The organism is Brachybacterium endophyticum, assembly GCF_003130585.1.
Taxonomy (GTDB): Bacteria; Actinomycetota; Actinomycetes; order Actinomycetales; family Dermabacteraceae; genus Brachybacterium; species Brachybacterium endophyticum.
Genome location: NZ_QFKX01000007.1, coordinates 16,709 through 28,905 on the forward strand (window position 1 = coordinate 16,709; position 12,197 = coordinate 28,905).

Annotated in this window: 10 protein-coding genes; 2 read left to right on the plus strand and 8 right to left on the minus strand. The window is 69.6% G+C overall.

Going from position 1 to position 12,197, the window contains the following annotated elements; genetic code table 11:
* The first annotated feature begins 716 nt into the window (after positions 1-716).
* Positions 717-1,046, plus strand: coding sequence for a DUF4282 domain-containing protein (locus tag DEO23_RS16175; protein WP_165831870.1), 330 nt, complete (start codon positions 717-719; stop codon positions 1,044-1,046).
* A gap of 105 nt (positions 1,047-1,151) precedes the next feature.
* Here the strand turns inward: DEO23_RS16175 and DEO23_RS14825 are convergent, their stop codons facing one another.
* Entirely contained in the window at positions 1,152-2,729 is a 1,578-nt protein-coding gene (locus DEO23_RS14825; protein ID WP_109276807.1) for an AMP-binding protein, read from the minus strand.
* Positions 2,730-2,996: 267 nt separating this feature from the next.
* Positions 2,997-4,403 carry a xylulokinase gene (gene xylB, locus DEO23_RS14830; RefSeq protein ID WP_109276808.1) on the minus strand — a complete coding sequence of 469 codons (1,407 nt, stop codon included), beginning with the start codon at positions 4,401-4,403 and terminating at the stop codon, positions 2,997-2,999.
* A gap of 237 nt (positions 4,404-4,640) precedes the next feature.
* Here xylB and htpX point away from each other — a divergent pair, with 237 nt between their 5' ends.
* Positions 4,641-5,507, plus strand: coding sequence for a zinc metalloprotease HtpX (gene htpX / locus DEO23_RS14835; protein WP_109276874.1), 867 nt, complete (start codon positions 4,641-4,643; stop codon positions 5,505-5,507).
* A 58-nt stretch (positions 5,508-5,565) separates the two neighbouring features.
* Here the strand turns inward: htpX and DEO23_RS14840 are convergent, their stop codons facing one another.
* The 6 genes from DEO23_RS14840 to DEO23_RS16540 all read right to left on the minus strand — a co-directional run bounded on the left by DEO23_RS14840 (position 5,566) and on the right by DEO23_RS16540 (position 11,859).
* Positions 5,566-6,363, minus strand: a complete 798-nt coding sequence (locus tag DEO23_RS14840) for a VOC family protein (RefSeq protein ID WP_109276809.1) — start codon at positions 6,361-6,363, stop codon at positions 5,566-5,568.
* A 114-nt stretch (positions 6,364-6,477) separates the two neighbouring features.
* Positions 6,478-7,245, minus strand: coding sequence for a helix-turn-helix transcriptional regulator (locus DEO23_RS14845; protein ID WP_240613438.1), 768 nt, complete (start codon positions 7,243-7,245; stop codon positions 6,478-6,480).
* 84 nt (positions 7,246-7,329) lie between these two features.
* The gene (locus DEO23_RS14850; RefSeq protein ID WP_240613439.1) at positions 7,330-8,184 is read right to left on the minus strand and encodes a sugar phosphate isomerase/epimerase family protein; all 855 of its coding nucleotides are present in this window, start codon (positions 8,182-8,184) and stop codon (positions 7,330-7,332) included.
* 51 nt (positions 8,185-8,235) lie between these two features.
* Positions 8,236-9,408, minus strand: coding sequence for a Gfo/Idh/MocA family protein (locus tag DEO23_RS14855; protein ID WP_109276812.1), 1,173 nt, complete (start codon positions 9,406-9,408; stop codon positions 8,236-8,238).
* A 411-nt stretch (positions 9,409-9,819) separates the two neighbouring features.
* Positions 9,820-10,656 carry a SurA N-terminal domain-containing protein gene (locus tag DEO23_RS14860; protein WP_109276813.1) on the minus strand — a complete coding sequence of 279 codons (837 nt, stop codon included), beginning with the start codon at positions 10,654-10,656 and terminating at the stop codon, positions 9,820-9,822.
* A gap of 192 nt (positions 10,657-10,848) precedes the next feature.
* The gene (locus DEO23_RS16540) at positions 10,849-11,859 is read right to left on the minus strand and encodes a transglycosylase family protein (RefSeq protein WP_109276814.1); all 1,011 of its coding nucleotides are present in this window, start codon (positions 11,857-11,859) and stop codon (positions 10,849-10,851) included.
* Positions 11,860-12,197: the final 338 nt, after the last annotated feature.

Genomic DNA, 12,197 nt, shown 5'->3' on the forward strand with positions numbered 1-12,197 from the left:
TCGCTGCCAGGGCGGCAACGAAGAGCAGACGGAACAGGGTGAGGGAGCAGGCGGATCGGTTCACCGTCGAACCGAGCTTCCGGGACCCCTCCGAACCCGGATGAGGGGAACATACAACCCCCGGGCGACATTCCAGGCATGGTTGCGAGCAACTGCTCTATCGTCTGCATCACTGCCGCGGGACGCCTGCACTGGGCGCGTGGCCCGCACGGTATTCCTCAAAGCGGATGACGCGTGCTGTCTCCGCCGTCCACCCCTGATCGTCGGCGCCGCCGGCGTCGTGTGGTGGGAATCTGGACTGGTGGTTCGCAATGGTATGTCCGATACCTCGGATACTCTGCTCCACAGGGGCTGAGGAGCATGGTCCGCCGGTGGGGCGGGCCCTGTTCCAGGGTCTCGAGCACCCCTCGACGGGGTGCGCCCACCCATCCCTTTCCCTCGAGAACCGAGAGCAGGTCTCCGTGTCCCAGCAGCCTCCCTACCCGTCATCCGGGCCGTCCGCCTCCTCCGATGATGGTCGTTGGACGTCAGCGGCCCAGTCCGCGCCTCACACCTCGCCCCACAGTGCTCCGCAGGGGTCCGCATACGGGACGCAGCCTGCGCAGTCCCCCGCATGGCAGGGGACTGCGGGTGCCGGAGCGGCACCGTCAACCCCGCCGGGCTCGGGGCCGACAAGCGGCGCATCGCACGCCGAGGGTGTCGGGTTCTTCCGCGCCATGTTCGACTTCCGCTTCCGTCACTTCATCACGATCGGCTTCTCGTCGTTCCTCTACACGATCGCCTGGATCGTCGCCGCGCTGATGTGGCTCTGGAGCATCGTCTCCAGCATCTTCATGGGCTTCGCGATTCCCGCTGCGGACTACTACGGCGACTCCACCTTCAGTGCCTGGCCCCTGATCCTCGCGATCCTGCTCGGTTGGATCCCCTCGGTGATCGCGATCATCGTCTTCCGGCTCGGCCTGGAGTTCAGTGTCGCCGTGGTGCGAACTGCCCAGAACACCGGGGCACTCGTGCAGCAGGGCGCAGGCGACCAGCAGACTCGCTGAGTCGCGGCGGCCCCGTGCACCACGCAACGGCCGACGACGGGAGCTCCCGTCGTCGGCCGATTGCTCTCCCCGCCGGGCTGTGTCGTTCGATCCGCCCCAACCGGCTCAGGCGCCCCGCAGCTCCTTGCGCAGGATCTTGCCGCTGGCGGACTTCGGGATGGCCTCGATCATGACCACCTGACGCACCTTCTTGTAGGGCGCCACACGAGCGGCGACGAAGTCCATCACCTCCTGCTCGGTGAGCTGCGCGCCCTCCTGCAGCACCACGAACGCCTTGGGCACCTCCTCGCCCTCCGTGTCGTACCCGGCGATCACGGCGGCGTCGGCGATGAGCTCGTGGGTGAGCAGGGTCGACTCGAGCTCGGCGGGTGCGACCTGGTAGCCCTTGTACTTGATGAGCTCCTTGAGGCGGTCGATCAGGGTGACCACGCCCTCGGCGCTGACCGTCCCGATGTCACCGGTGTGCAGCCAGCCGTCGTCGTCGATCGTCAGCGAGGTCGCCTCCGGGTTGTTCAGGTAGCCCGGCATCACGTTGGGGCCCTTGCAGCACAGCTCGCCGGGTGCGCTGACCCCGCTCTCGGGAACCGGGATCTCCTCCCGGGTCGCGGGGTCCTGCAGCATGCACTCCATGTTCGGCACGGTGACGCCCACGCTCGCCAGCGGAATGTCGTCCCTCCCGGCGGGGATCAGCTGGCTGACCGGGCTCATCTCCGTCATCCCGTAACCCTGGCGCACCGAACAGCCCAGTCGCCGTGCGACCGCTCCGCCCACCTCGCCGTCCAGCGGTGCGCCGCCGGAGAACACGCTGGAGACGACGGAGAGGTCGAACTCGTCGACGAGGGGGTGCTTGGCGAGGGCCACCGCGATGGGAGGGGCGATGAACACGAAGTTGCACCGACGGTCCTGGATGATGCGCAGGAACTCCGGCAGGTCGAAGCGCGGCATCGTCACCAGCGAAGCGCGCTTGAGGATCGCGAGGTTCAACAGGACCGTCATCCCGTAGATGTGGTAGAAGGGCAGCACTGCCAGCAGGTTGTCGTCCCGACGCACGCCCAGGAGCTCGGCGGCCTGGGCCACGTTCGCGACCAGGTTGCGATGGGTCAGCATCACTCCCTTGGGGCGCCCGGTGGTGCCCGAGGAATATGGGAGCACCGCGAGGTCGGTGGAGGGATCCACGGAGACCTCGGGTGCGGGGCGGTTCTCGGCGATGAGATCGGTGAGCGACTCGAACGCGTCGGCGCCGTCGAGCACGATGATCTTGTCGTCGGCGAGGCCCACCAGCGCTGCCGCCTCGCGGACCGCGTCCAGGAGCGGCGAGACGGTCATCAGCAGACGCGCTCCGGAATCCTCGAGCTGCGTGGCGATCTCCTTGCCAGTGGCCATGGCCCCCACCGTGGTCGCGGTGCCACCTGCGCGCAGGATCCCGTGGAAGGTCGCGACGAAGGCGGGGGAGTTGGGGGAGTGCAGCGCCACCACGTCGCCCTGCCCGACGCCCCGAGCCGCCAGGGCGCCGGCGATCGCGTTGACCTGGTCGCGCAGCTCGGCGTAGCTCGTCTCCGCTCCGCTGGACCCGTCGATCGTCAGGGGCCGTTCCAGGTCCTCCTCGGTGAGCGAGGTGAACAGCAGGTCGTAGAGGGTGACATCGGGGATCTCGACGTCCGGGTACGGGCTGCGGAACGGCATGGCGTCTCCTTCGACAGAGGTCGTGCCCCGCCGGAGCGGCCGACGGAGCGCGGTTCGCGTGGAGTCTAGCGAGTGAGACCCACGCCACGAGCCTGTTGCCTGAAGTCCGTCTATGTCGAATCGTCCGATTCGTGGGATCGGGCCGTCCGGATCAGCGTCCGGGGAGCCTGTCCGCGAGCGCGGGCTCGGGGAGCATGCGCACCGTGCTCACGCCTGCTTCTCGCTGCTCACGCCTGCTTCTCCCCGCTCACGCCGGCTTGCCCGTGCTCACGTCCACGTCTCCGTGCGCTCCTCGAGCTCACGGTAGGCCTCGAGCACCTGGGGCGTGGGCTCCGCCTCGAGGGTCGTGGATCCGGAAAGGTGCCACTGCGGGGGCTCGTTCGTCCCGGCCAGGGCCCAGGCGGCCTGGCGCGCCGCGCCGAGGGCGACGTACTCGGCAGCCGGAGCGAGGGTGACCTCGCGACCGAAGATCGCGGGGGCCAGGCGCCGCACGGCCTCGTTCCTCGCCGCTCCGCCGATCAGGACGATCCTGCGCGCGCGCCCGCCCGGGAGGGTCGAGGCGAACCGTTCCTCGAGGGCGGCGATCCCGCCGGCGAGGGAGCACAGCAGCGCCTCGACGGCGGCGCGAGCGATGTCGGCGCGGGTGGTCGAGGTGCTCATCCCGTGCAGCGTGGCACGGGCCTGGGGACGGTCCGGGGTGCGCTCGCCGTCGAAGAACGGCAGCAGGCTGACCCCGCCCGCACCGGGCGCGGATGCCAGGGCGAGGTCGGCGAGGCCCTGGGCGTCTACCTGCAGCATCGCGCAGCTGACGTCGAGGATGCGCGCGGCATTGATGGTGGTGGTCATCGGCAGGAAACGTCCGGTCGCATCGGCGAAGCCGGTGACGGTGCCGGAGGGGTCGCAGGGCCGGGCCTCCGCGACCATCGCGCACACGCCGGAGGTGCCGATCGAGACCGAGAGGTCGCCCGGCCGCAGCGACAGCCCCAGGGCCGCGGCCATGTTGTCCCCGGTCCCGGCGGCGATCGCGGCGCCGCGCGCCGTGCGACCCATGACCTGCTGCGGTGAGGCGGGAAGGGCCGGCAGCTCGAGGGGCCGGCCGCCGGTCGCCAGGTGGAGGAGGTCGGTGTCCCAGTCCTCGTCGGCCGTGGAGTAGTAGCCGGTCCCCGAGGCGTCCCCACGGTCGCTGAACCAGGGAGTGCCCTCGGCGGCGAGACGATGGGAGACGAAGTCGTGGGGGAGCACCACGCGCGCCGACCGGTCGAGGTTCTCGGGCTCGTGCTCGGCCACCCAGCGCAGCTTCGCCGCGGTGAGGGAGGCGACCGGGAGGGACCCGATGCGCCGGACCGTCGGCCCGGGACCGCCGAGGTCCTCGATGAGCGAGGCGGCCTGCGGGGCCGAGCGGGTGTCGTTCCACAGCAGCGCCGGACGGACGACGTCGTCGTTCTCGTCGAGCAGGACCATGCCGTGCTGCTGCCCGCCGACGGCGATCGCGTCGGCCTTCTCCAGCAGCCCGTCGGCCGCGGTCTCCAGCGCCTCCAGCCAGGAGTTCGGATCGACCTCCGTGCCCTCGGGGTGCCCCGCGCGCTGCTCGGTGATGACGGTGCCGCTCTCCGCATCGACCAGCACCGCCTTGGTCGCCTGGGTCGAGGAATCGATACCGAGCACGGTGGGCATGGGGCCTCCAGTTCGTCGCGGGATGCCAGCGTAGCGACCACTCTGCGCCGAGGGCGGGCGGCACCGAGTGGCTCCCGTGGACGGCGGGACAGGTGACCCGGACCATCGCGCACGGGGCCTCGGAACATCCCCGCCCCGTCGAGCGTTCGTGCAGTCAGGACCCGAGTCGCCCCCATACTCTGGGGCCGACGAATCGTCGAGCCGACACGTGCTGACCGTCGGACAGGAGGAGAAGTGGTGGGACGCAGCGTCTGGAACATCCTGAAGACGGCCCTGCTGTTCGGGGTGCTGTGGGGCGTTCTTCTGGCCGTCGGCTACGCCCTCGGCGGTCACTTCATCTGGATCTTCGCGATCATCGGCCTCGTCGGAACCTTCATCAGCTTCTGGAACTCCGACACCATCGCGATCCGCTCGATGCGCGCCCAGGAGGTCTCCCCGCAGGAGGCCCCGCAGCTGTACCGGATCGTCCAGGACCTCGCGAACCAGGCCGGGCAGCCGATGCCGCGCCTGTACATCTCGCCGACCCAGCAGCCCAACGCCTTCGCCACGGGCCGCAGCCCCCAGCGCGCGGCCGTGTGCTGCACGCAGGGCATCCTGCAGATCCTGGACGAGCGGGAGCTGCGCGGGGTGCTGGGCCACGAGCTGATGCATGTCTACAACCGCGACATCCTCACCAGCTCCGTCGCCGCCGGGATCGCGGGCGTGATCACCTCGCTCGCGCAGATGGCGCTGTGGTTCGGCGGCGGGCGGGACCGTGAGGGCGGTGGCGGCATCGTCGGCGCGCTGCTGGCGATGATCCTCGCCCCGATCGCCGCGACGCTGATCCAGCTCGCGATCTCCCGCACCCGCGAGTACTCGGCCGATCACGACGGCGCGGACCTGACCGGTGACCCGCTCGCCCTCGCCTCCGCCCTGCAGAAGATCTCCGGGGGAGTGGCGGCGCACCCGCTGCCCAAGGAGCAGAACCTCCAGGACAGCGCGCACATGATGATCGCGAACCCCTTCAAGGGCGGCGGCATGGGCCAGCTGTTCTCGACCCATCCGCCGACCGAGCAGCGCATCGCCCGGCTGCAGCAGCAGGCCCAGCAGATGGGCCCGCGCTGAGCCGAGCGATACGTCGAGGGGCGACGACCCTCAGCTTTCAGCCTTCAGCCCTCACCCCTCAGCCCTCGGGAACGGCCTCGCTCATCGCGCAGAGCTGGAAGGACGCGCCGTCGGGATCGGTGACCGTCGCGATCCGGCCGAACGGGGAGTCGACGGGACCCTCCAGCAGCTTCCCGCCGAGGTCCTGCACGCGCGTGACGGCGGCGTCGGCCTCCTCGACCCCGAGATAGACCCGCCACCCGGTGGCCTCCTTCGGCATCACCCCGGTGGCGTCGCCGATGCCCCAGCCGTTCTTCCCCTCCGGCCCGTTGGTGACGTAGCGGAAGCTGTCGTCCTCCATCGGCTCGCTCATCGGGACCAGGTCCGCATCGACCACGGCCGTGTAGAAGGCGCAGGCGGCGTCGAACTCGTGGGTCATCAGCTCGAACCACACCGGTGAGCCGGGGGAGCCGGTGAACTCGTAGCCCTCGAGGGTCCCGGGCTCCCACAGGCCGACGTCGGCGCCGGTGGGGTCCAGGACGATCGCCATACGGCCGGTGTCGCTGATCCCGTCGAGCGGGACGATCACGGTGCCGCCGTTGTCGGTGACCCTGCGGACGCGGGCCTCGGCGTCGTCCACCAGGAGGTACACGCCCCAGGCCGCCGGCAGGGGATCGCCCTCCGGGCAGGTCATCCCCGAGACGTCCATCAGCCCTCCCACGAGCGCGCCGTCGTTGCGGATCAGGTGGTAGCCGTTGAAGTCGTCACCGAGGTTCTCGAACTCCCAGCCGAAAAGGCCGGAGTAGAAGGCCTTCGCGGCGTCGAGGTCCTTGACGCTCACGTCGAGCCAGGTGCTGGTGCCGATGCTGCGGGACATGGGTGCTCCTTGGTCGGAGGGCCGGGGGCGACGTCGCCCCCGTGGGCCCGGCGGGCCGTGGTGCCCTCACGCTAGGAGCCGACGGCGGACGTCCTTTGTCCGATCCTGCGCGGCTCAGGCACCGCTGCCGCAGAGGACCGGCAGGGCCGAGAGCAGCGGGACGGGACTCATCGCCCCTTGCGGTGCGAAGCGCAGGACGACGGCGTCGCCCGGCACCACGGCCGCGGGGTGGACGGCGACCACGGGATCGGCCGGGATCAGGTGCTCCTCGACGCTCGCCTGGGCGGGCACGGCGAAGCCCAGCAGGAACGGCGCTCCCGGGCACAGGGGAAGATGCAGCGTGCGCTCGCCGCGGGCGAGGACACCGGCGCGCGGCAGGCCGATCGGTGCAGGGTGCGGGTACCAGCCCACCCACACCGAGGCGTCCCCGCGCGAGCTGAAGGCGGCGGGCAGCTCCAGGTGCACGCTCACCTGATGGGCCGGTGCGTCGGGGGAGAGGGCGAAGGGCCGGGGCGGCACGTCGGCCACGCGGTCCGCCAGACGCCGGAGCGCTCCGGGCGGCACCCCGACGCTGTCGCGGAAACGGCGGGAGAAGCTCGAGAGCGAATCGAAGCCGACCTCCGTGGCCACGTCGATGACCGCCGCGTCGTCGCCCAGCAGCATCCGCTTAGCGGCGTCGATGCGCAGGGCCGTGAGGTAGCGGCCGGGGCCGAGGCCGTAGCGGGCCGTGAACAGACGGGAGAAGTGGAAGGGGCTGTAACCGGCGTGATCGGCGAGGTCCTCGACGCCGAGCACGGCGGCCTCGGAGCGTGCGAGGGCGAGCACGGAGGCCCAGCGGGCCTGCGCACGCGGATCGTCGGTCGGGCTCGTCGGTGAGCTCACGATCGCGAGTATACGAAGCGGTCCCGACATCGGCCACGAGGCCGACGCCGGGACCGCGGCGTCGTACGGAGCGGATCCGGTCGTTCAGTACCCGATCGAGCGCAGGTACTCCCGCGAGTCGCGGATCGCATCGAGGGGATCGCGCCCGTAGGTGTCGTCCTGCTCGATGAGGAAGTACTCGGCACCGGCCTTCTCGGCGGCCGGCAGCAGGTCCGGCCAGTTCATGTTGCCCTGGCCCACCTCGGCGAACTGGGCGAGGGAGAGGAAGTGGCCGTAGAACTCCGCGCGGTCCATGTCGCCCGCGTCGAAGCGCGCGAACACGTCGGCGTCCAGCGGCGCGATGCGGAAGTCCTTGACGTGGATCAGCTTGCAGGCTCCGGTGTACGCCTCGAGCATGTCCAGGGGCGCCATGCCGCCGCGCTGGACCCAGTGCAGGTCCACCTCGAACAGCAGCGAGGGGGCGACACGGCGCACGATGTCGAAGATGCGCTCGCCGTCGAACTGGATCAGGTCGACGTGGTGGTTGTGGTAGCAGAGCGTCACACCCTGCTCGGCGAGACGGGCGGCGTAGGGCTCGACCTCGGCCGCCCACGCCTCGCAGGCGTCCTTCGAGACCATCGCGGAGAACGGCATCATGCCGATGCGCAGGAAGCGGGCGCCGGTGCGACGGCAGGCGTCCACGGCGCGGTCGAACTCGGTCTCGAGCGCGAAGCCATTGCCTCCGGGGGCGATCGAGGCGCTCATCGCGGCGGTCTCGACGCCGAGGTCGGCCTTCCCGCGCACGAGGTCGTCGATCAGCTCGTCGGTCATCTCCACCTGGGAGACCTCGACGGCGTCGATGTCGAGGTCGCGCACCTGGCGCAGCACCTCGTACATCCCCTGCTCGTTGATCCGGTCCTTGAGCATCATCAGTTGGAGTCCGAGAACGGGCACTGTCATCTCTCCTTCGAGGTCGTCGATGTCTCTGGGGGGCTGTTGTGAGGGACGCGCTCAGGACCGCGGGGAGTACTCGCCCTCGGCCTCGATGCGGGCGTTGAGCTCGGCGAGGTACTCGTCGGCCGGGAAGTCCACGAGGTCGATGTCGCGGCCGGTCCACGCCGAGAGCTGCATGCCGGAGGCCAGGCGCACACCGTTGATCCCCTCGGCGCCGTCGGCGATCAGAGGGGTGCCGTCGTTGATGTGCGCCGCGAAGTTGGTGAGGACGTCGATGTGCTGCTGGCCCCACACGGACTCGTACTCCTTCTCCTCGACCGTGTAGACGGAGGAGGGGTCCATCTCGCCCCGGAACAGCTTGGCGACGTCCTGCATGGACATCTCGTCGCTGAGCTCGCGCTCGTTCTTGGAGAGCCGCGTGATGGTGACCTTCTTCGAGCCGTCGACGACGATCTTGCCGCCGTCGAACAGCATCTCCAGGCGGTCCGTGCCGACGAGGTCGTTCGTGCTGGTCATGAAGTGGCCGGAGGCGCCGTCGCCGAAGTCGACGACGGCGTTGACCTCGTCCTCGGTGGCGATGTCGCGCTGGAAGCCGAAGGCGAGGCGGGCGAAGACCCTCTTCGGCTTCCCGGCCAGCCACTGCCAGAGGTCGAGCTGGTGGGGTGCCTGGTTGACCAGGACGCCGCCGCCCTCGCCGCCCCAGGTCGCGCGCCATGCGGACTGGTCGTAGTAGCCCTGGGGGCGCCACCAGGTGGTGATGATCCACGACGTGTGGCGCAGCGCCCCGAGCTCGCCGGAGTCGATGAGCTCCTTGAGGTCGGTGTACACCGGGTTGGTGCGCTGGTTGAACATGATCGCGAAGGTGGTCTCGGGATGGGCGGCCGCGAAGTCGTTCATCTCCTCGACCTGCTTCGTGTAGACGCCGGCCGGCTTCTCGGTGAGCGTGTGGATCCCCTTGCCGATCGCGGTGATCGTCATCTCCGGGTGGAGGTAGTGGGGGACCGTGGTGACGACGGCGTCGACATCGCCCGAGTCGAGCATCGCGACGTGGTCGTCGTGGAAGGGGACGTCCGGATGCTTCTGGGCGGCGAGGTCCTTCTTGGCCGGGTCGATGTCGGCGATCGCGCCGAGGGTCATGCCGGGGATCTTCCCCTCGGCCAGGAGGCCGGCGTACATGCCGCCCTGTGCTCCCAGTCCGATGATGCCGAGCCGCACGGTCTTCTGGGTCATGGTCTCTCCTGTTCGAGGGTCGGTCGTTCAGCCTATGAGGACGAAGCCGCCGCTCTCGGTGGTGTCTCCATGTCTCGTCCTCGAGAAGCGGAGCGGGGCACGGAACGCCGGGCACGGCCATCTTCCCGGTGCCCCGTGCATCGCCGCTCGTCCGGCGTTCGTCGTCGTCCGTGCGCATCGCGTGGGGTCGATGCTGGCCGCCCGATGCCCGAGAGGAACGTTGTTGCCACCCTTTGCATGCGGCCGCGCCCCGGGGGTGCTCTCATCCGAGCCGGGTCGCGCGCCCTCGCGCGTCCAGGCATCAGAGCTCGCCCCTGCGCGAAAGCCCCCGCCGACGGCTGTCGACGGGGGCTCCCGGTCGGGCTCGATGCCCGGGCGTGCGGAGGGGGCTTCGATACCCCTCGGACGATCTCAGAGGTTGACCTTCACGTCCGCGTCCTTCCGGAGGTCCTTGGCGATGCTCTGCGCCGCCTTGCCCTCCTCCTGGGTCTTGGCCTGCTGGGCCAGCTGGCCCTTGACGTCCTCGTACTTCGGGACCTGCTGCGAGGACCCGCCCGAGGCGCCGGACTGGCCGCCGCCCTGCTGCTGTTGCTGCTGGGAGGCCTTGGACTGCTCCTTCAGCTGCTCGTACTGCTTCTTGAGCTCCTTCTCGCTGGGATCGGAGATGTCGGCCTTCTTGTCGATGTACTTCGTGAGCTCGAACTGCGAGGCGGCGTCCTCGCGGACCTTCTTCTCGCTGCTGCCCTGCTTCTCCATGGCCTTGACGACGTCGTCGCCGGAGGACATGCCGTTCTGCTTCGCGATCTGGTCGAGCGTGGAGTCGATGTCCTTGTCGCTGGCCTTGACGCCCGCCTTGTCCGCGGCCTGGGTCAGCAGCTCGGTGTCCACGAGCTGATCGGCCACCTGCTTCTTCAGGTCGTCCTGGTCGGGCGCCTGCCCGCCGGACTGCTGGGACATCGCGGCCTGCTGGTACTGGGCCTTGTAGCTCTGGGTGAACTCGTCCTTGCTGATCTTCTTCCCGTTGACCTCTGCGACGGTCTTCGGGATGCCGGAGAGGTCGGGCTGGCCCTGCTCCTGGCTCTTCTGGTCCTGCAGCCCGCCCGCGTCGCTCGCGGAGCTCTGCTGCTGGGAGTCGGCCTGCTTGCCGGAGCCGGCCTCGTCGGCTCCCTGGCCTCCGGAGCAGGCGGTCAGGGCGAGAGCGGCGGCAACGGTGACAGTGGCCAGGGTGCGCCTGATGGCGGTGGTCATGAGTCCTCCTCGGTTGGGCGACCGGGGCGACCGTACAGGTCGAATCCTGAGGGCTGCTGCGCGCCGCGCCCGGTGGTGTTCAGGGTGTGGTCAGGCGGTTCCGGGAACGGAAGAGGACCGTGGCGGTGATGCCGAAGCATCTCCGCCACGGTCCTCGTGACGTGATCGTGCGGACGCGGGGTCCGCGGCCGATCAGTACAGGTTCAGGAAGGCCTGCAGGGTCTTGACGCTGCCGCCGTCGAGCTCGTCGCCGCCGTTCTGCGAGGCGCCGACCTGGTGCTCGATGCCCTTGACGGTGGAGTTGCCGAGCTTGCCGTCCTGGGTGTTGCCGGTCCAGGCCTGGACCGCCTTGACGGTCTGGGCGTCCATCTTGCCGGTCTGGTCGATGTTCAGCCAGTCCTGCAGGGCCGAGACGGTCTTCGGGCCCATCTTGCCGTCGACGTCCAGGTTGCCGGCCACGGCGACGCCGGGGGCCGAGTCGGACTTCGAGGAGGTGGACTGCTGCGGGGCCGACTTCTTCTCGGTCTTCTTGGTGAAGCCATCGGCGGTGCAGTTGTCCGCGATGCCGTCGCCGTCGCAGTTCCAGGAGCCCTGGGGCTGGGAGGACTGCTTCTGCGAGGAGGTGGACTGCTGCTGCGGGGCCGACTTCTTCTCGGTCTTCTTGGTGAAGCCGTTCTCGGTGCAGTTGTCCGCGATGCCGTCGCCGTCGCAGTTCCAGGAGCCCTGGGGCTTGGAGGACTGCTTCTGCGAGGTGCTCTCCTGCGAGGAGCTGCGCTGCGAGGTGCTCTTGTGGTCCGAGCTGGAGGAGCTCGAGGAGCCGCCGCTGGGGATCGAGGCGTTGGAGTCGCCCGAACCCGACAGGCCGGTGCCGCAGACGGGCCATGCGCCCTTGCCCTGGCCGGCGAGCACGCGCTCGGCCACGGCCTTCTGCTGCGACTTCGAGGCGTTCTGGGGCTCGCCCTGGCCGCCGTAGGCCTTCCAGGTCGAGTCGGTGAACTGCAGGCCGCCCTTGAAGCCGTTACCGGTGTTGGCGGACCAGTTGCCGGTGGACTCGCACTGGGCGACCTTGTCCCACTGGTCGGCGTGGGCGTCGGTGGTGTTGGCGGCCATCATGCCGGAGGCGATGACGGCGCCGCCCGCGAGGGCGATGGCCCCGCGGCGCAGGTAAGCGTTCAGGGGCGAGGTGCTCTCATGGGTCGTCATGAAAGTGACTCCTTCAAGAGTGGTCTTGGTGGGAAGCTCAGATGCAGTGCCGCGGACCGGGGAAGCATGCGAACCGGGCTGCGCTTGCGTCGGCGACGATACGGGCGGCGCGGGGGAGGGCCTCAAGGGTCACGGCCAAGAGTTGGCACACCCTTGACCCGGAATGCTCGGTAGGTCACACGGCACGCCGTTATCTGCGCGTTACCTGGATGCGACTGCAACAGCGACTGACCGGAATCCCAAGGAATCATGGCCCGCTCCGTGACGCGGGCCTCGCGGCGGAGCATCGCTGCAGGTCGTGGCCGTAAAGCGGTCTACGTCGAAGTAAAGTCGCAGAT